The organism is Bacillus toyonensis BCT-7112, assembly GCF_000496285.1.
GTDB lineage: Bacteria > Bacillota > Bacilli > Bacillales > Bacillaceae_G > Bacillus_A > Bacillus_A toyonensis.
In genome coordinates, this window is the sequence record NC_022782.1 from 19,979 (window position 1) to 37,623 (window position 17,645).

Here is a 17,645-nt window from a genome sequence, read left to right on the forward strand (position 1 = left end):
TCAATTATTAACTATAAGTTTCTTTAATCATCTTTATAATTACTTTCATAGCTTTTTGAAACTTAGTTTTTTCTATCAACAAAGATGGGAAAATTGTTAAACCACATTCTCCATCTGGGGAGATGTAATAATAAGTGAGAATCCCAAAATTCTTTAACCGGTTAATCAATGAGAACATAGTAGATTTATTTGTTATAGGTATAGATAACATTCCACCTTGCCCTCTAAAAAATATATTCTCCAAATTGAGCGCATTTTGATAAATGGTCTCGATCTCTTTTACACTACTTAAGATACAGTCATTATGTTTCTTATAGTATTCTAGAGTTTTATATGCTGAAATTACCCCTAAGACATTCCCATTTTGAGTTGAAAAATGCTCTATATGTGAAAAACCCAGCATATTCTCGATTTTTTCGTTTACAATCACTGTTCCAAAAGGTAGAATACCATTATTTATAGATTTGCTTAGGATAATCATATCAGGTGCATATCTCAATGCATGAAATTTAAACTTTGTTCCTGTTCTGTAAAAGCCTGTGGCAACTTCGTCGAAAACCACTAGAATATCTTTTTCACGGCATGTCCTAATTATAGTATCTAAATAATCATTTTTGATTATTAATGTGCCTCCCGATCCCACTATAGGTTCTATAAAAAAAGCAGCAATTTTTTCAGAGTTATTTTCTAAAAAATCAACTATTAAGTTCAGTGAATCTATGTTAGTTGGGGTTTTTAAAAATTTAAAATCTAAAGGTTTTGGTGCATAAACATCAGTAATGTGCTCATCTATTCCACTGACTGCCATTCCTCCAAAGAATGTACCATGGTAACCATCTTTAAATGAAATTATCGTTTTTTTCTCCTTAGAAATTTGTCGACTAATTTTAATGGCTAATTCAGTTCCTTCAGATCCACTATTAGTATAAAAAACCCTTTTGAAATTAGAATTTTTATGATTTATAAAATCTAACAACATCTTAGAAAAATCATCGTACGATTTATGGCGATAAGAATGTATATCAATAAATGGTATTCCATCTTTTAAAATTTCTGAGAATGAAGTACATATATTTTCATAAAGTTCTTTTTTATAACCAAGCGATACATTCCATAACCCACTTCTTAAATCTAAGTATCTTTTTCCATTTACTCCAAATATATAACTATCTTCAGCTCTTCCTACTTCAATGTCGTATAGCGTAGACTGATGTATTGGTCCCATAGGGACGATGTAGCTATGCATTTTTTTTCATCTCCACCATTAAATATGTATCGTTTTTAAAGATAACATCTAAACTATAATTATACTTATTACAGAGATTGTTTAAGTAATCAATAGAATAAAGATGTTTAATGGAATAGCCCAATTTTTTTAAACTCCCCTGTTGTAAAAACACATTTAAAATAAAAAACGGATATTCTATATAATTTGAAAAATAATACTTACTTTCTTTGTAATTCATCAAATTTATCTTTCCATTAATAGAATCTAAATATTGAGGATTTATAAAATCAAATATAATTGAACCTTTTAAGTCTAAAATACTTTCTGATTTTTTTAGAAAATCTTCAAAATCTTCATGTGAAAATAAGGATATGGTTGTAGCTGGAATTATTATTTTTGAAAATAATAATTCTTTATCGACTAACTTATCTAATTCTTGTATCTTAATATTAAATATTTTACTTTTATATTCGTTTAGAATATATTTATTCATTTCTACAGATGGTTCTAATCCGTAAATGTTATATCCCTCTGCAGAAAGAGTATTAAACACTCTTCCCGAACCTGATCCGATTTCTAATATAGTGTCGTTAGTAAATAAAATATTTTTAAGTACCTTTAAATCTTTATAAGATTCATCTTTTAATGCTTGATTATAAAATTGTACAAAATCTGTATCTGAATAAAAATCTTCTACTAGAGTGACGCCATCCATATTTAATTTTTTTTTAAAGGGCCCATATAATATTTTGTTAAGCATTTTTTATTAACTCCATGAATTGCTTTAATGTGTAATCGTAATTATCTTGTAATTCCATCTTTATTTCTTTGCTATCTAATTCATCTTTTAAATATGCTTCTAAAAGATAAATGAATTGTTCATTAACCTTATAGAATTGTCCAGTTTTAATTGAATAAACTACTGACAAGTCATCCTTAATAATACCTATAACATGGAAATCAGAAACATTGTTTTTAGGGGGATATTTATAGGTAGTATAAGGGGTAATAAAAACACCTTTTTCACTTTTTAACAGGTTCAACATTCTTATACAAAAAGGATATAGATTATAAATAGGTGTTTTAACATTTGTTAAGTTTTCAGGTTTATTGATAGCGGTTAATTTTATTACAATTTCTTGATACCCTGAGTTGATATTGCTGGTTATCTTGATGTTTCTTAAGTAATCTTGATAAATGCCTTCTTCAAAAATAAACAATCGATTATTATTAAAAGCGAGTTCAGAGACTATTGAATAGTCTATATAACCAGAAATAAAGTTCGAATTGAAAACTTCACCAGTATCTATAGTGTACTTTATATCTTCTTCTAACTTGTTTTTGGATATAGCAACAAATTCATTATTATCTATTTTAGATTTAATATTTTCACTTTCAAAAATAGGATAGATGTAATTTTCTTCGTCTGGAATTTCATTAAACGGTTGTTCAATATATATACAACTATTAAGTGCCATATTAGAAAAAATTGTAGAATTTATATTTGTTAATAAATTTAAGTTTTCAACATAAAGGTGTTTAATTAAATTATTTCTTAAATTATTTGGATATAGACCAGAAATCATAGCGCTGATTCCATTTTCCAGTTGCATTGTGCCTCTATCGTTTGATGGTAAAGGTAAAGCATTAAAGTCTATATCTTCATATTCATTCAATTCGAGATTATAAGGTCCTATTAGTTTCTCAAAATTAGTATTATAAAGATGAATATTTGTCGAAGTCATCTTGTTTAAATAATTTATTAGTTTAATCAGCCTGTTTGGTGACCCAGCACAAATGTAGCAGTAATCTTCACAATCTTGAAAATCTAAATAATCTAAAAAATCGGATAAAGAACTGTTATTAAAGTCGAAGTAATCTAAGTCGTATTTATTTTCTCCCAGAAGATTATTAGGATTAAATTCTTCAATCATTCCAATTTCATTTTCATATACTATTGTTACGAGTTTCATTAAGTTAACTCCTTACTTATTTGTGAATAATATCATTTTTTAATAAACCGATGTACTTTTTCACTTTTCGTATTATGTGAAAGATTAAAAGTATTATCCATCCTACAACAATATAAATTCCCCAATGTCCTAAATAGGTATGGGAGATCTTATTTAGATAATGGACGGAATATACCCACATTAAGTATGTTCCTATGATTCCAATAATCCCATAAGTCAAGAATATTCGTTTTTCTCTCTTTAAAAGATTATTTCTGTAAACTCTGTATTTGTTTCTTGTATAGGATAAAATATATTTAAAACTCTTTTCACGTAGGTTAGTTATATTGGTTAATTGCACTAAGATCCAGTATCCGTCTAACTTAATAACAGGTGATAAGTTAAATAGTATACTAATTGAATTAAAAGCAATGTAATAAAGAATTATATCAATTTTAAATCCGTTTAAAAAAGCAAAATAAGAGATTATAACAGCGATTGCTGATAAAAATAATTGACTAAAAATTCCTGCCAGCAGAACGAACAAACGATGTGATTTTTTTGGGAATAAATATATAGAACTTACATTGCAATAAAATGCCATACTCATATATAAAAGCATAGCGCCAACTTCTTTAACTTTACCTCCAAAATAGTAACAGGATAAAGCATGTGCACATTCATGTATAAATAAAGTAAATATGATTAAAATATACATAATAATAAACGTGCTAATATTAATATTATGTAGGCTTACTGAACTAGTCCAAGTTCTAATATTAAAAGCGAAGATAACGCATGAAATTAAAATTGTTAATCCTATTAAGAATAATACCCAAGAAATATGTTTACCTTTATACAGCCATTCATTCTTTTCAAAGAAATTTGAAGGGTCTTTTCTTAGCAGATATATACGCGACAAATCATTTTTTTGTTTTTTATTTATTAAATTATAGGAATCTTCCTTACTTAAGAACCCGAGATTTTTATAGTTTTCATAGAGATACTGTTTCTGCTCATCAGTAAAAGTATCTGACTTTGTTTCTTCTTTTGTATATATCTGAGAGAGAAATTGAATTTCAAGCTCTCCTACTTTTATATGTGTTTGCGTTATATTATTAGTCAATATATATAGATTATCTGTGCTTTTTGTCAAACTTATATGCTCTGGTATAATATTCATTTTTTCCTCCGTAGAGTTATAACAATGGCCTAATAATGGTATTCATTATTAGGCCATATAATTAATTAAGTTAAAGCTATAATGCCAGCTACAACGCCTACACCTGCTGCAGCCCATCCAGCTCCATCAGTCATTCCATTAAGGAATTCTTTAGCAGCTCCTGGTGCAATGATGTCTTCCATCAATTCGAATTTTAACGTTAAGTCTTTAGAATCTAATGTTTCCATTTGACCATCCTCCAAATATTAAAATCAAGTTAAGATTGCAATTCCAGCTCCAATTCCTAATCCACTTACAAAGCCTCCACCTACAATCCATCCAGCTACATACGGATCCATATTACCAGGAGCTTCCATCACTTCTAGTTTCTCAAAAACTAATTCTTTTTCTCCATCATTAAAACCTCCTTTTTTTTCATTTTATGTAATAAGAACCAATTTCTTATTAACATTTTCCATTTTAGTATAATATTTCAAAAAAATATACTATTTTTTTCATCTAAATAATATATTTTTTAGAAATAGAGTTTATTAGGGGGAGTATCACGCATCCATTAATTTAAGCATTCAGACTATTCTTAGAGTTAAAAATACGTTACTATTCTCTTATGTTAATGAGAAAGACGTGCTTTTTATGAATATGCATCAAAAACAAGAGTTGTCCTTATTTGCCGAGGAATTATATCACTATATATTTCCCGCTACAATTAATCAATTAGCTATAAAAGCAGGTGGAATGAAACGGAAGCCTAAGTGCCATGGGCACCATTTTTTATCTTTGTGCGTATGATTAAATCAACAAATCGCTACTACCTCTCTTACTCAACTTTGTAGTCAATTAGAAACTTCAACAGGAATTTTATTAAGTCCTGAAGGACTTAATAGGCGATTTAACTCAGCTTCTGTATCCTTCTTTCGAACTGTATTTACTACACTTCTACAAGCTAAAATTGGACTATCTAAGATTTCTCATGCTCTTTCTGCTTACTTTAAGCGTATTCTCATCCATGATTCTACAAACTTTAAGGTGCCGGATCGATTTGTATCTACTTATCTTGGTACCATTAGATGTAGTCATAAAGCTAGTGTGAAAATTTAACTAGAGTATGATTTGTTGCATGGAGAATGGTCTAACGTAGAAACTGAATCAGGAAAACGAAGTGTTCGGGCAAATAGTGTGACTCGAACCGGCATAGCAAAAAAGAATGAACTATACATTCATGACTTAAGATATTTTCATTTACAAGACTTTTTAATATACTATGAAATATTTGGAAATAAAAAGTGTTGAATTTTCTTGGGCAAATAATTGTAATTCATCAGATACAGAAATAGACATACAAATACGCCATCCTTTCCTATGATTCTACAGAAAGAATAGGAAAAGATGGCGTATTTTTCATTTTAGAGAGGATTTTGTTTTCTTAGCTTGATAGAAATGGGTTGCTATCCCTATTAACGCGAGTTATGCTTTTTTTTAAAATATACAATAATACTAACTATAGATACTATTAGCCCTAATATTGCTACAACTGCTGAAGCGTTATTAATAAGTTCATATTCCTGTCTATCTTTTATAATAAAGACATCGATGACAATTTTCGTACATACAATAAATAGTAAAATTGGGAAAAATATATTTTTTGTAGAAATAGTTAATCTCACCCTTCTATAGTATTTATATATTATTTTAACATTATATTAACATTGTTTTAGATTTAAATCTAGGTTCTGTTGCACATAAAGGATACATTCCAAAGAATAATGAAAATTTCTACGGGAATCGTTCTTTATGCTGATAATCCAAATAATTGCTGGATAAATACGCAGATGGAAATGCTAGTGATCATCACCTTCCAGGCGGGGGGCGGTCATTCATAAATAACACCTATAGATATTGCAGTGATCCCTGTCAAGTAGACAGGACTTAAAAAACACAATTAAACAACCTGCGTTCGATATTGATATGGACTCAGGTTGTTTAATTTTTTTTGGAATCTTTGATGATTATAAAAATAAATATATTGATGTACGGCCTCCTTAACTTCATCAACCGTTTTGAAAGAATATAAATAAAAGCATTCTGCTTTAAAGTGACTAAAAAAACTCTCTATACATGCGTTATCTAAGCAATTTCCTTTGCGAGACATACTAGCTTGTATTTGATATTTCTTTAGTAGTAGATGATATTGATTAGACCTGTACTGAGAACCTTGATCACTATGCAAAAGGATTCCTTTCAAGTTCCGTTTTTTTCTAGCTTTTTCGAGAGTATCTATTACAAGTTCAAGATCATTTCTACAACTTATGTTGTAAGCAACAATTTCATTGTTAAACAAATCTTTAATTACGGATAAATATAATTTTTGACCATTAAAATTTAGATAAGTAATATCCGTTACCCATTTTTGATTTGGTGCTATAGCATAAAAGTCTCTATTGAGATAGTTCTGTGAAATCACATAAGCTTCTTTTTTTCCGTAATATGGGCGTTTCTTTCGAATGCTTGATTGAATTCCCAATTCTTTCATTAACCGCTGTATACGTTTATGGTTAAAATGCAAATTATAAGTAAGTTTAAGCCATACTTGTATTCTTCTGTATCCATAAATTCCTTTTAATTTTTTATAGCATTCTAATATCTTTGCCTTAATGGCGGTATCTTCTAATTGTTTCTCGGAGAGAAACGTCTGTCGTTTTAACCATTTGTAATAGCCACTCCTTGATACTTTAGCAATATCACATAATAACGTAATTGTATAACCCTTTTCAAAGAGTTCTTGAATAACTTCAAATTTTGCACTTTTGGATACAGCTGTCATTCCTCCTTTCACATTTTTAAGAGCTTTTTTAACATTTCATTCTCAGCTTCTAAACGTTTTATTTTATTCTCTACAGTCTCTAGCGATTCTTTAGAATTTTTTCTACACTTTTTTCTTGATTTTCCTCGTTTCTCCTCTAACCCTTTAATCCCTTCAGCATTAAAATACCTTACCCAACGCATAACCATTGTATGGTCAATCCCTAATTTTTTTGCCACTTTTTTATATGCCATTCCTTCTTTTAAATATAGATCTACTGCTTTTTTCTTAAAAAAGACATCATAAGTTTTTTTGATTTTCCCCATACAAAATCCCCCCATACGTAAACAGATTAATGTGCTTTCTTTCTACTGTCTACTATGAGGGGATCATATCAATATCTGTAGGTGTTATTTATGAATCTATTTATGATTGTAAAATCTCTTGTATTTCTTCTATACGTAAATTCGTAAACTTTGCAATATCTTCAATTGGCATTCCATTTTTATGCATTCCACGAATCAATTGGATTTTGCCTTCTTCAATTCCCTCTTGACGCCCTTCTTTCTTTCCTTCATTACGAGCATGAGCGAACTTCGCGGCTTCATCCATCAAAGCTTTCTCCCTTGCTTCATACGCTTGTCGGAAAGAAGAATCTTGACTCATACGTTCCCATTTATTCATCGCTTTTTGTAAAATCGGGTCTTGGTTCATCGCAATATCCTCCAATGTTTGGGTTAAGTGTTCATCCTCATTCGCTGGAAGTAATAACAACCAACGAACAAATGAATCTTCCCAGGGATTTAATTGTTCATTTCGCCATTGTTGCATGAGTTTTGGAATCTCTACGATGTGAACTTCAATATCACTACTCAATATCTTCTGTTGCTGTTGATTCCATAGGATTCCTGTTGTATGAAATGCCTCATATTCAGGAAACATAACGAAATTTAACAAATTAATCGTAATGGTTTTATGGAGAGAACTATAGGGCATTCCTTTTTGTAGTTGGGATGTGTATAGCCTTCCCCAATAATATAAACTTCTCTTAATCATATCATGATTATTATTTAGTTGGATTTCTACATTTACTTTTGTTCCTGTATCTAATGTAGCGGAAATATCTAAAATCGATAATTTATCCTCTTCATGTTCGCGATGTAAGTGTGGATCTTCTAATTGTAACGAAACAATGGGTGATTCTAAAGAATTTTGTAACATAGCATTTAAAAAAGCAATTAGAATGTCTTCATTTCCACTTGTGCCAAATAATTGTTTAAAAGCAAAATCAATGCGTAAATTCACTAATTGTTGGTTGGACATGGGTTTTCCTCTCCCCATCTCATAAGATGTTTTTCTTTCATTGTACATAAAAGAGTAATACGTATGCAAACAAGTCCTTATGACAACATACATAAGGACTTACACTAATATTGATAAAATTACATACACAAGATATCAATTGCTTTTTATGAGTTCAACATTTTGTATCTTTTGTAAAACTTATTTTCGATTTATTACATATCAACTAAAAAGTAATCTTTAATCATCCTAGGCTCTACTACCATCGCTTCTGATTCATCAAATAAGATAATACATAATTTCATATTCCCAAACTGTTCGCCTGTTTCAGATAATTTCACCAGAAATTGTAAATGTCCTTGTGAAACTCCCCTTACAACACCACCCAACCTTTGACTAGCGTCTATGGCCATTTTCTTTGAAATATACAAAGGAATAACATTATTCGAAACAGCAATATATGAGCCATTGATTCCTTTTTCAGATGTTGTATCTTTCTCCATTAATGTCCAAAATGGTTGTCCAATTACTGACTCATCAGGCAAAATCTCCATCAATTTTTCGGTGACTTTATTAATCATCTTAAGTTCCCCCTTCAATATTACTCATTAAATTAAATGGTATATCTATCTATTCGACAAAATAAACCGTAAGCCTTGTACATTTAATGTTCATAATTGTATTAGGAGTAAAAGATACGGAATTTCACCTTAAACCTACAATTTATAAAAGCATGTTCTTAAAATATTCAATTAAAAAAGCATCCAAAAAAAACCTTTGTATTTTACAGCGGTGATTTCTTATACATTTATAACCATCTGTAAAAGTGTACTTTTTGACACGACATATCATTTTTAAATTAACTCGGCTTAATCCCCCTTTTCGAGGGGATGGGCAAAAACATCCTATTTACATTATTAAAATATACACTCATTTGGTAAAATGTTCTATTATTAATACATAGGTGGGATTGCGGTGAAAAATAATAATAAACAAGCATCATATTTTATAAGAGAATATACTTTAAGGGATAAAAGTAAAAAATCCATTAGGGTTGAATCCTGGCGCTCTTTTAAAGAGGAAATGAGGGTGCTTAATATAAAAGACAGTGATATTTTTCAAATTCAACTAATTAAAAAACATATGTGAAATTGCAAATCGTTTAAAGCTTAAAACAATATGGGAGATCGGCATCATGAATATACATATATTTTAAATGAAGGGGAAATAAAATATGAAGAATACAATAAATGATGCACTAAATCTAGAAAGCATTTTACTGCCTAAAAATCAAATGCAATGGCACCAAAATATGTTAAATGAAAACAAGAAGTCAATGGCCGCTCTCTTTTCTATTCCAAAGACTTATGCTTTAAATGATTCAATTTTTAAGATGAATTGAGAACAGCTTTTGCCTCCCAAAAATCAAATGCAATGGCACCAAAATATGTTAAATGAAAACAAAAAGTCAATGACCGCTCTCTTTTCTATTCCAAAGACTTATACTTTAAATGATTCAATTTTTAAGATGAATTGGGAACAGCTTTTACCTCCCAAAAATCAAATGCAGTGGTATCAAGACATACTAAAATCTTTCTCTTATTCAGCAACCTTAATAGATACACTTCGCTCGGTAACAATTCCTGCATCAACTTTAAATATCCTTTCTACCATTGATTTTGATGAGATTCAGCCGTTTCTTGAATTAGAAGAAACTCAAGATGAGATTGAACAGGAATTGGTTTCCTTACAAGAACAAACAAATCCTAATAAAATTATTGATACTATAAACAAATGGGCTAATCAATTAATAGAATTTCCTGATAATCTAAAACAAACAGCACAAGCTAAATATATATTATTTTTTGTTTTATATTTTATGTTTAATCACCTTATAGCACCCGCTATGGAAGATGTATTTAAAGAAAATGTTCTTCATGTATCTGAATTCATATCTAATAAGCCTGAAGAAAATGCAAAGCAAGTAAAAACAACTTTAGAAAGGGATTTTGGTATCGCTCGGTCTGCTGTAAACAAAGTTCGAGTTACCAATAGAGAAACACCTGTTTTTCGATCACAGCAACGTATTTCTGGTGTAATTGATACCATCCCTTATAATAAACCCGTGATTATTATTGAAAAGAAACGAAATTGGTCATTTATAATGTACACAAATTCATTAGATGAAGAAGTAAATGGTTGGGTTTTCACCGGGAACTTAGCAAAATAAACATTTGGCGCTAAAATAAAAGAGATCAATCATTATATCCTCTATGATGCGGAGTTTAATAAAAAAAGTTCCCTAGAAAGGGAACTTTTTATTATCTTATTCAATGGTATATCGGCTGTCCTCTGAAACACATAAACTTGCCCCATTCACTTTTATACTACATTTTCCTAATCGTCGCTTTATTTCTGATTGTAATTTTTCATTTGCTTCCTCTAAAGAACTTGCTGGAATAATCGTAGATTGTGAGTCTGTTACCTTGCCACTATACATCACTGAAAAGTTCAATTCATATTGATGTATCAAGATTTCTCCACTCCCTTTTTCGTAAAGTTCCTCACAGATCATTCTTATTTGTCGCTTGCTCCTGCAGTTTTTGAAGATGGGTACGCATTTGCGATACATACCAGTTTTTTCTTAATCGGATGATCGCAATTCCCACAATTAAAATCAAAAAGGCTTGTAGGAAAATATCTTGTGTTTCCCATAACGTGCACAAATACAGAAGACTTCCCGAACAAAAATAATACATGGCCAATAATAGGTTTATATTTGCGATTATCATTTGTTTCTTTACAATCGCGGCTATTCCTGCTAAAACAACTGTACAAACTCCTATACTTAACAAAATATATGCAATAACCTTAAAAAAAATCATCCCAACACCCCTTTCCCTTCAAAAACTCATTTAAGCCACTTAAAAGACCAAATAAAAGGCGTAATCTCATTCAATACCAAACGTATTAAAAGATTCTTTAAAATTAATTACAAACGAATCTGAAACGTCATTTTTTCTGGAATGGAAACTTTTTGTGTTGAAAATCATATATGAATTGTTTTCCAACACATCCAATTGAAAATCCTGTAAAAAAAGTTGCACCAGCGATTTTCAATCCCCATTGCCACATATTTTCCTGTAAAAAATGATGCGAAATATAGAAGCATACCCCTGTACAAATAATGATCCAGATTCCATAGTCATCATATTTTCTTTGTTCTAACTTTTGCTCATGGAACGGATATACCTGGATAAATAAAAAGGCTATCAGCAAAACTGACAGCCCAATCCCCAATACGATCATTTTTTATCGCCCCATTTCCACTCGATTACACCTCTTTATAGCGCTTCCGTAACAATTGCTGTACACGTGCCGCATACATTTTAAAATAGGGAATGTTTTGCGCGGCAACCTTTCCAAAGTCCATTTGCATTAATGTTTCTTCTAACAGTTTGAACTCAAATTCTAGGAATTTATCATGTTGTTTCTGAATTGAATGCGGAATATTATGCAAGGCATCCGCAATTTCTCGCACATATGTCACACTGGATTCATCTTGGTTTGAATAGGAAAATACATTTCGAATCAATACAAACGTTTCTTGCAATATTTCATACCCGATATGATGCAATATATTTTGATTCACCAACTCCCCTCATTCCTTTCCCTATGGTCCTTCAATTCCTGTATTGATTTGGAACTCATAATTTTCTACAAACCATTTCTCACCTTCTAATAGTAAATTTAATTTCATTGTGTGTTTTTCTTGTTGTTCTGTTCCATCTATTGTTACAAGATAATCATATTTAACCGTTACATCCGCTTTATTATCAGCGGTTTTGATGTAGTACATATCTGTTATCTTTGCTTTCGTTTGGATATGCATAGAGCCATCATCTTCTATATGGTTATGTGCATCATCTGGCGCGTTTAACAATTTGTTTCGTGCCTCTCCTGTTATCATTTCTTTGATCTTCTCAAATCCTGGCTTTTCTTTTTGCTTGTTATCATTCTGTATTAACAACTCTACAAACTGTTTTGCTACTTCTTGCCCTTTATCTTGGGTATTTTCTGTTAAAACTGTCACGCGCTTTTCCAATGCTCGATTCTCTGTTTTTAGCTCTTTTACTTGTTCCGTCCATTTCTTTTCCGTTTGCTCGACTTTATGCTGTAAAGTGCGATTTTGATTCCATAACCATACACTGATACCTACCAGTACAAGTATGACTAAACCAACGATTCCCTGTTTCATCCCTAATCCTCCCTTTCTTTCCGCTTATTTCGGCAAATATGGCGCTGGATCGACTTGCCCAAATTTAAAGGCTGTTTTAATTTCAAAATGCAAATGTGGCCCTGTTACTTGCCCTGTTCTTCCGCAAACGCCTACCTGTTGACCGACTCCAATGTTTTGCCCTTTCTGTACGGTAATGGATGACATATGACCGTATAGACTCCAATATCCATTTCCATGATTGATTACAACTACGTTTCCATACCCGCCGAAGCCGCTTCCGCCTGCGCCAAATTCCGCCAACTCTACAACGCCACCTTTCGACGCGGCAATTGCGGTGACACCGTCCTGGCAAGAATAATCGATACCTTTATGAATTGTGCCCCAGCGTGGTCCAAATGGGCTTGTAATCATCGTTTGAGCGATAGGACGAATAAATCCTTGTGAACTTGCTGATCCAGTATCTACAACGCCGCCTGGCTTTCCCGCTTCACAATTAAAAGTAAGGCCGCCCATTTGCGTAACAAACTTTGTTACTAATACAGGCCATAAACCATTTGTACCATGCGGATCATTTGCGGCGCCTGGTGGTGCGTATTTAGCGCCTATTGCTTCTATAGTTGTAATCCCCATACCGATATAGTTTTTATATAAGTTTCGGGCCATAGCGTTGATTCCTTCATCTAAGGTGGCAAATTTCATGAAACCTTTCATTTGTGAACTACTAGGGTCCATGAGTCCACCAGGGTTGTTATAGTTCTTTACTGCATTAGAAGTACCGTTCCCCGTTTCCAATCTTGCAATGGCCGCTAGTAAAACGGGATCGATTTGGTTTTGTGTTCCTGCATTTAAAAAGGCTTGTGCTTTCCCCGTAAAAACGCCGCCCAGGTGGGGTTGTAGTTCTTCTGGTGCCACTGTTTTTCCACCTGGCCGACAAACCGTCATTCCATTACTTGGGATGGTCGCTGGTGCTTCCTCTTCTTTTTTGCCAATGCCTTGCCCCAAAACGATAAATAAAAGAAATCCAATACAGACGAACAATCCTATCGTGAAAGTAGAACTCCCAAAAAGAAATGTCAGTAACCAGGATTTCTTTTTCTTCTTCTTTTTTTGTTCTTGTGCAATCTCTTCTTGTATCGTTTTGTCTACGACTTCTTTTATTTCTGGTCTCATATCATCCCTCCCCCCTTACAAAGCGAATCATAAATGATTAGAATATTTTCTAACAATCAGTCCATATACAATGGCTAAGAGAATAGGTATAGTGGCAAAAGTATGAAATAGCACCGTTAAAATAGTAGATTGTTGACTTTGCATAAATTCTAATGCTCCAAAATGCCCCGTTCCTACAAAGCAAATAAAAAAGGCAAGTTTTGCCCCACCATCAATACGAAAATGCGTCTCTTGATGGATGACTCGAATAGTCAGAAGAATGAGCGTATACCAAATGATGACCCCTAAACCAATCCACCCTAATACATCTATTGGCCAATTCCCTTTAATAAAAAGAATGATTATGTTCATCCACCCCAAACATCCAATACAAAGAAAAATACTGACACTCACCATTTTCATACACGTTAATCCCCAGTGTTTCATAGCTATATCGCTCCTTTTTTCGTAAAAAATAGTAAAGTCCTAAAAGTCTAGGACTCTACTCATCTTTTTTTTGCGGCTCCAAATCATCTAAGTTATCTAAGTTTTGTGGATCAGTAGAAGGCATCCAATTTTCACTTCCAACCGCTAGAGCTCCATATTGTATATCTGGCGTATCGATCGTTACCGCTTTTTCTTGAATCGGCTCATTTTTGCTTACTTCTTTCTCATTTACTTGTGCCAAATCAGAAGTGGAAACGGATTCCGTTGGGATAAATGAGTCAGAAGAGTTTGACACTTGTACGGTTGACTCGACATCTATATCAGGTTTTTTAGCGACAATTTGCCCCGCTTCATTCACTTCTGCAGAAATAGCATCTGGAATGTCTGCATTGGATATAGAAGAACCTGTTTCCATTGTCCGTGGGACAATGACGCCTTCTTCACTTACATCTGCACGAATTGTATCTGGTATTAACGGTTCATTTGCATCTGTTTCAATTGGTGTTGAGATTTCTTGTTGTGGGATATTTGTTGAAATGTCCTGTTCTGATTTTATTTCTTCTCTTGAAATATCCATTGGAATTTCTTCTGTTGGAATGTCTTGTTGTGGGATATCGGATGGGATTTCTTCAAATGTTTCATGATCTGCTGATACTTCCTCTAATGGAAGTTCTTGCGTTGGTACTTCTGTCTGGATTTCTTCATATACTTCCATATCGCTTGGAACTTCTTCTAGTGGTATTTCTTGTTCTGGTACCTCTGTTTGGATTTCTTCATATGCTTCCATATCAGTTGGAACCTCTTCTAATGGCATTTCTTGTTCTGGTACTTCTTGTTGTACATCTTCATGTACTTCTATATCAGTCGGAATTTCTTCTAGTGGTACTGCTTGTTCTGGTACTTCTGTTTGAATTTCTTCATAAGCCTCCATACCAGCTTGTGTTTCTTCCCCTGTTGGGATTTCCTCATCTTCTAAAGATACAAGCTCTGGTTGAACCTCCATTTCTGATTCTTCTACCTCTGTTCCTTCTTGTTGTCCTTCCATTTCTTGTTCTAATGCTTCTTTATCTAAGCTGATAAGGTCTTGTTGCACTGGCGCCTCTTCCTCACTTGGTAACGTTTGTTCTTTTCCTTCCTCTCCTGGCTGTGGTAAATTCCCATCTTTATCACGATCCTGTAAGGAAATAAGGTTTCCTTTCTTTTGATTCTCTTCTTTTTCTTGTTCCGCTTGATTATTTGGTAAATCATTTGGTATATTTGCTTGCACTAACGGGTTGGCTTTTGTCTTTTCGTCGTCTGTCCCTGCATTTTCTAACTGGCCGCCTGCCGCCGCTAATTCAGCCGCGCTGTTAAAATGTGCTCCCATTTTGTCTCCAATATAAGACATTGTATTTCCAGCGTACTCTTTTCCTTTATCTACAAAGTTTTCAGTCATAAGGGATATATTTGTGACAGTTTCATACACGCCACGTACTTTACTAAAGGCCGCAACAATATTTCCTCTAAAGATGTAACATAGAACGAAAACAAGAATTTGGAAAATCATTGTAGACACATACCCTGCAACGCCCGCTTCTGGTAATACGTATAGTAGTTCTGCTATTGTAAAGATAATGACAAGCATAACAGACATAAAGATTTTTAATGCCAATGGGCGAATCCATTGTGAAGCCCAGCTTTCAATTACGCGTCGATGTCCTGGTAATAGGGCAACCGCCATAACAATCGGTGAAATAATACTCATGACAAGGAACCATAATTGGAATGCTACAATCAGTAAACAAAACGCAATTACTGGAACACCCGCGAATGTATTCACGACATAATACATGACTGTAAACACCAGACGTTCTCCCACCGATGAAAGAACCATCATTTGATTTCCTTTTTTCACTTCTTTTCCAACTAATTCATTTCGTTCTTTCCCTGGTGATTTTGCCAACAATTCATCTACCCGTTGAGCACCCAATTTTTCTTTTGAGTCTTCTCCATACTGTAAAAATAAATATGGTCGTTCCACTAACAAATCCCAAATTTGCTTTTTCACTGAAAAGATTGCGTCCGCTTTAGAACGTCCTGGATCACCCGCAACTGTTCCCGTTGCCTTCGCTAATACTGTTACACTAATTTCAGAACTAATCGTATTTGCACTCTTTAAAATCGTACTTGCGTTTCCAATGTACGTAACAATAAAAGCAATAACAAGTACCGTTTTCACTAACTCACTTAAGCCTTTTGATGGTTGGCGCTTAATAAAGAAGATATAGCCTGCGTAACAAGCTGATAACACACATGCAATGCCGATAATTGCTGGGAATAGTCCAGAAGATAAAAAGCCGCCTTTTTCAATACCAGCGATATTTTGCATAGCCGCTCCTAATTTATCCGCTACCGCATCTACAATATCCAGGTTCAACGCTTGATCGACTAAAAAGATTGTTAATTGGCCGAGAATCACATTTAACTGAAAGGCCATATTTGCAAACCATTGACAGGTTGTATATAACATTCTTTGTAAGTCTTTTCCTACGCTATCGTCACCAAATAAGTATCCGCCAACCTTTTCAAACACGTTCTTATCTTCTTCTTTTGGCTGATACGTATCAATTTCATAATACTTATCTTTGTAAATACCATCTGTATACCCACTAAATAGATTTTCAGAGATTCGCGCCCCTTTTTGTTCCTGTTTTTCTTCCTTTTTTGTATCTTCCGCTAGGGCCACATGAGGCCCTAGCGGTAGTAAAAAGATTACAAGAATCATACAAATAGAGAAAAGTTTTTTCATTCCTTTTGCCCCCATTTATGGACATGTACAGGTTTCACACTTCCAACAATTGAATTTAGACTATTGTTGGAATCCCATGCCCATTCATAATTTTTCCACTTATCATCTTTTTTATCTTTTACCATTCGAAGGTATAAACCCATTTGAGCCTTTTCTACAGGATCATAAAATTTTATTCTGTAATAAAATTCATCCTCTCCCTCTTGCAAATCATATCTATACAAATCGTAGCGTTCCTTCATTTCTTTGCTAATTCCTGGATGCATTATCTCATTTTTTCCTAAATCAAATTTCTTATATAACAAATCATTAATCTTATTTGAATCCATTTCAATATAAGCCTTTAAATACTCAACTGCGGCTTTATCCGCTTCTTTCATATCACGCTCTTTCTGACTTTCTTGTTGATTTGCATTACTTTTCGTTTCATTTGAGCAACCCGCAACCCCCGTTACCATCAATATTCCTGCTACACATAATCCAGATAACATACGTAATTTTTTCATCGTTCCATCCTCCATATACAGATAATTTAGAATACTCTTATCTGTATTGT

Annotated in this window: 21 protein-coding genes and 1 pseudogene; 4 read left to right on the plus strand and 18 right to left on the minus strand. The window is 32.9% G+C overall.

Annotated features, from left to right (window positions below):
* Positions 1-7: 7 nt before the first annotated feature.
* From BTOYO_RS25225 to BTOYO_RS27600, 5 genes are all read right to left on the minus strand, one after another.
* Positions 8-1,246: an aminotransferase class III-fold pyridoxal phosphate-dependent enzyme gene (locus BTOYO_RS25225; RefSeq protein ID WP_023441310.1), complete on the minus strand. Its 1,239-nt coding sequence runs from the start codon at positions 1,244-1,246 to the stop codon at positions 8-10.
* Positions 1,239-1,988, minus strand: coding sequence for a class I SAM-dependent methyltransferase (locus BTOYO_RS25230; protein ID WP_023441311.1), 750 nt, complete (start codon positions 1,986-1,988; stop codon positions 1,239-1,241). Before BTOYO_RS25230 ends, BTOYO_RS25225 begins: the two co-directional genes overlap by 8 nt.
* Positions 1,981-3,201, minus strand: a complete 1,221-nt coding sequence (locus BTOYO_RS25235; RefSeq protein WP_023441312.1) for a hypothetical protein — start codon at positions 3,199-3,201, stop codon at positions 1,981-1,983. The genes BTOYO_RS25230 and BTOYO_RS25235 overlap by 8 nt, the downstream gene beginning before the upstream one ends.
* A 16-nt stretch (positions 3,202-3,217) precedes the next feature.
* Positions 3,218-4,363 (minus strand): zinc metalloprotease, encoded by a 1,146-nt coding sequence (locus BTOYO_RS25240; protein ID WP_023441313.1) that lies wholly within the window; start codon positions 4,361-4,363, stop codon positions 3,218-3,220.
* A 65-nt stretch (positions 4,364-4,428) separates the two neighbouring features.
* Positions 4,429-4,590 (minus strand): hypothetical protein, encoded by a 162-nt coding sequence (locus BTOYO_RS27600; RefSeq protein ID WP_023441314.1) that lies wholly within the window; start codon positions 4,588-4,590, stop codon positions 4,429-4,431.
* Between the two features lie 406 nt (positions 4,591-4,996).
* On the opposite strand from BTOYO_RS27600, the pseudogene BTOYO_RS25245 reads away from it, so the two are divergent.
* A pseudogene (locus tag BTOYO_RS25245) lies at positions 4,997-5,614 on the plus strand (transposase); the annotation flags it as partial.
* A gap of 688 nt (positions 5,615-6,302) precedes the next feature.
* On the opposite strand, the gene BTOYO_RS25250 reads toward BTOYO_RS25245, so the two are convergent.
* The 4 genes from BTOYO_RS25250 to BTOYO_RS25265 all read right to left on the minus strand — a co-directional run bounded on the left by BTOYO_RS25250 (position 6,303) and on the right by BTOYO_RS25265 (position 9,046).
* Positions 6,303-7,184, minus strand: coding sequence for an IS3 family transposase (locus BTOYO_RS25250; RefSeq protein WP_023441315.1), 882 nt, complete (start codon positions 7,182-7,184; stop codon positions 6,303-6,305).
* Positions 7,185-7,192: 8 nt separating this feature from the next.
* Positions 7,193-7,489 carry a helix-turn-helix domain-containing protein gene (locus tag BTOYO_RS25255; protein WP_023441316.1) on the minus strand — a complete coding sequence of 99 codons (297 nt, stop codon included), beginning with the start codon at positions 7,487-7,489 and terminating at the stop codon, positions 7,193-7,195.
* A 100-nt stretch (positions 7,490-7,589) separates the two neighbouring features.
* Positions 7,590-8,486 carry an Rpn family recombination-promoting nuclease/putative transposase gene (locus BTOYO_RS25260; protein ID WP_023441317.1) on the minus strand — a complete coding sequence of 299 codons (897 nt, stop codon included), beginning with the start codon at positions 8,484-8,486 and terminating at the stop codon, positions 7,590-7,592.
* 194 nt (positions 8,487-8,680) lie between these two features.
* Positions 8,681-9,046, minus strand: coding sequence for a hypothetical protein (locus BTOYO_RS25265; RefSeq protein WP_023441318.1), 366 nt, complete (start codon positions 9,044-9,046; stop codon positions 8,681-8,683).
* A gap of 394 nt (positions 9,047-9,440) precedes the next feature.
* Here BTOYO_RS25265 and BTOYO_RS27840 point away from each other — a divergent pair, with 394 nt between their 5' ends.
* The 3 genes from BTOYO_RS27840 (at position 9,441) to BTOYO_RS25270 (ending at position 10,695) form a co-directional block, all read left to right on the plus strand.
* Positions 9,441-9,614 carry a hypothetical protein gene (locus BTOYO_RS27840; RefSeq protein ID WP_167555714.1) on the plus strand — a complete coding sequence of 58 codons (174 nt, stop codon included), beginning with the start codon at positions 9,441-9,443 and terminating at the stop codon, positions 9,612-9,614.
* 85 nt (positions 9,615-9,699) lie between these two features.
* On the plus strand, positions 9,700-9,867 hold the full coding sequence (locus BTOYO_RS28115) for a hypothetical protein (protein WP_023441319.1): 168 nt from the start codon (positions 9,700-9,702) through the stop codon (positions 9,865-9,867).
* A gap of 9 nt (positions 9,868-9,876) precedes the next feature.
* Complete coding sequence (locus tag BTOYO_RS25270; RefSeq protein ID WP_238547057.1) at positions 9,877-10,695, plus strand: hypothetical protein; 819 nt, start codon at positions 9,877-9,879, stop codon at positions 10,693-10,695.
* 96 nt (positions 10,696-10,791) lie between these two features.
* Here BTOYO_RS25270 and BTOYO_RS25275 read toward each other — a convergent pair whose 3' ends face one another.
* The 9 genes from BTOYO_RS25275 to BTOYO_RS25315 form a co-directional block, all read right to left on the minus strand.
* Positions 10,792-10,998 carry a hypothetical protein gene (locus BTOYO_RS25275; RefSeq protein ID WP_041488085.1) on the minus strand — a complete coding sequence of 69 codons (207 nt, stop codon included), beginning with the start codon at positions 10,996-10,998 and terminating at the stop codon, positions 10,792-10,794.
* Between the two features lie 31 nt (positions 10,999-11,029).
* Complete coding sequence (locus tag BTOYO_RS25280; protein WP_023441322.1) at positions 11,030-11,350, minus strand: hypothetical protein; 321 nt, start codon at positions 11,348-11,350, stop codon at positions 11,030-11,032.
* Between the two features lie 127 nt (positions 11,351-11,477).
* Entirely contained in the window at positions 11,478-11,774 is a 297-nt protein-coding gene (locus BTOYO_RS25285) for a hypothetical protein (protein ID WP_023441323.1), read from the minus strand.
* 25 nt (positions 11,775-11,799) lie between these two features.
* A complete protein-coding gene (locus BTOYO_RS25290) occupies positions 11,800-12,117 on the minus strand; it encodes a hypothetical protein (protein WP_023441324.1) in 318 nt (105 codons plus the stop codon).
* A gap of 21 nt (positions 12,118-12,138) precedes the next feature.
* Positions 12,139-12,723: a hypothetical protein gene (locus BTOYO_RS25295; RefSeq protein WP_023441325.1), complete on the minus strand. Its 585-nt coding sequence runs from the start codon at positions 12,721-12,723 to the stop codon at positions 12,139-12,141.
* A 24-nt stretch (positions 12,724-12,747) separates the two neighbouring features.
* Positions 12,748-13,875: a peptidoglycan DD-metalloendopeptidase family protein gene (locus BTOYO_RS25300; RefSeq protein WP_023441326.1), complete on the minus strand. Its 1,128-nt coding sequence runs from the start codon at positions 13,873-13,875 to the stop codon at positions 12,748-12,750.
* A gap of 27 nt (positions 13,876-13,902) precedes the next feature.
* On the minus strand, positions 13,903-14,301 hold the full coding sequence (locus BTOYO_RS25305) for a hypothetical protein (protein WP_023441327.1): 399 nt from the start codon (positions 14,299-14,301) through the stop codon (positions 13,903-13,905).
* 55 nt (positions 14,302-14,356) lie between these two features.
* Positions 14,357-17,089, minus strand: coding sequence for a CD3337/EF1877 family mobilome membrane protein (locus BTOYO_RS25310; RefSeq protein ID WP_023441328.1), 2,733 nt, complete (start codon positions 17,087-17,089; stop codon positions 14,357-14,359).
* Entirely contained in the window at positions 17,086-17,595 is a 510-nt protein-coding gene (locus BTOYO_RS25315; protein WP_023441329.1) for a hypothetical protein, read from the minus strand. Before BTOYO_RS25315 ends, BTOYO_RS25310 begins: the two co-directional genes overlap by 4 nt.
* Positions 17,596-17,645: the final 50 nt, after the last annotated feature.

Bases quoted from the DNA above. Each gene is read 5' to 3' on its own strand.
- BTOYO_RS25260 (WP_023441317.1), bottom strand. From the start codon at position 8,486: ATGTCCAACCAACAATTAGTGAATTTACGCATTGATTTTGCTTTTAAA.
- BTOYO_RS25280 (WP_023441322.1), bottom strand. From the start codon at position 11,350: ATGATTTTTTTTAAGGTTATTGCATATATTTTGTTAAGTATAGGAGTT.
- BTOYO_RS25255 (WP_023441316.1), bottom strand. From the start codon at position 7,489: ATGGGGAAAATCAAAAAAACTTATGATGTCTTTTTTAAGAAAAAAGCA.
- BTOYO_RS25310 (WP_023441328.1), bottom strand. From the start codon at position 17,089: ATGAAAAAACTTTTCTCTATTTGTATGATTCTTGTAATCTTTTTACTA.
- BTOYO_RS25225 (WP_023441310.1), bottom strand. From the start codon at position 1,246: ATGCATAGCTACATCGTCCCTATGGGACCAATACATCAGTCTACGCTA.
- BTOYO_RS25315 (WP_023441329.1), bottom strand. From the start codon at position 17,595: ATGAAAAAATTACGTATGTTATCTGGATTATGTGTAGCAGGAATATTG.
- BTOYO_RS25285 (WP_023441323.1), bottom strand. From the start codon at position 11,774: ATGATCGTATTGGGGATTGGGCTGTCAGTTTTGCTGATAGCCTTTTTA.
- BTOYO_RS25305 (WP_023441327.1), bottom strand. From the start codon at position 14,301: ATGAAACACTGGGGATTAACGTGTATGAAAATGGTGAGTGTCAGTATT.
- BTOYO_RS25240 (WP_023441313.1), bottom strand. From the start codon at position 4,363: ATGAATATTATACCAGAGCATATAAGTTTGACAAAAAGCACAGATAAT.
- BTOYO_RS25265 (WP_023441318.1), bottom strand. From the start codon at position 9,046: ATGATTAATAAAGTCACCGAAAAATTGATGGAGATTTTGCCTGATGAG.
- BTOYO_RS27600 (WP_023441314.1), bottom strand. From the start codon at position 4,590: ATGGAAACATTAGATTCTAAAGACTTAACGTTAAAATTCGAATTGATG.
- BTOYO_RS25300 (WP_023441326.1), bottom strand. From the start codon at position 13,875: ATGAGACCAGAAATAAAAGAAGTCGTAGACAAAACGATACAAGAAGAG.
- BTOYO_RS25295 (WP_023441325.1), bottom strand. From the start codon at position 12,723: ATGAAACAGGGAATCGTTGGTTTAGTCATACTTGTACTGGTAGGTATC.
- BTOYO_RS28115 (WP_023441319.1), top strand. From the start codon at position 9,700: ATGAAGAATACAATAAATGATGCACTAAATCTAGAAAGCATTTTACTG.
- BTOYO_RS25250 (WP_023441315.1), bottom strand. From the start codon at position 7,184: ATGACAGCTGTATCCAAAAGTGCAAAATTTGAAGTTATTCAAGAACTC.
- BTOYO_RS25235 (WP_023441312.1), bottom strand. From the start codon at position 3,201: ATGAAACTCGTAACAATAGTATATGAAAATGAAATTGGAATGATTGAA.
- BTOYO_RS25230 (WP_023441311.1), bottom strand. From the start codon at position 1,988: ATGCTTAACAAAATATTATATGGGCCCTTTAAAAAAAAATTAAATATG.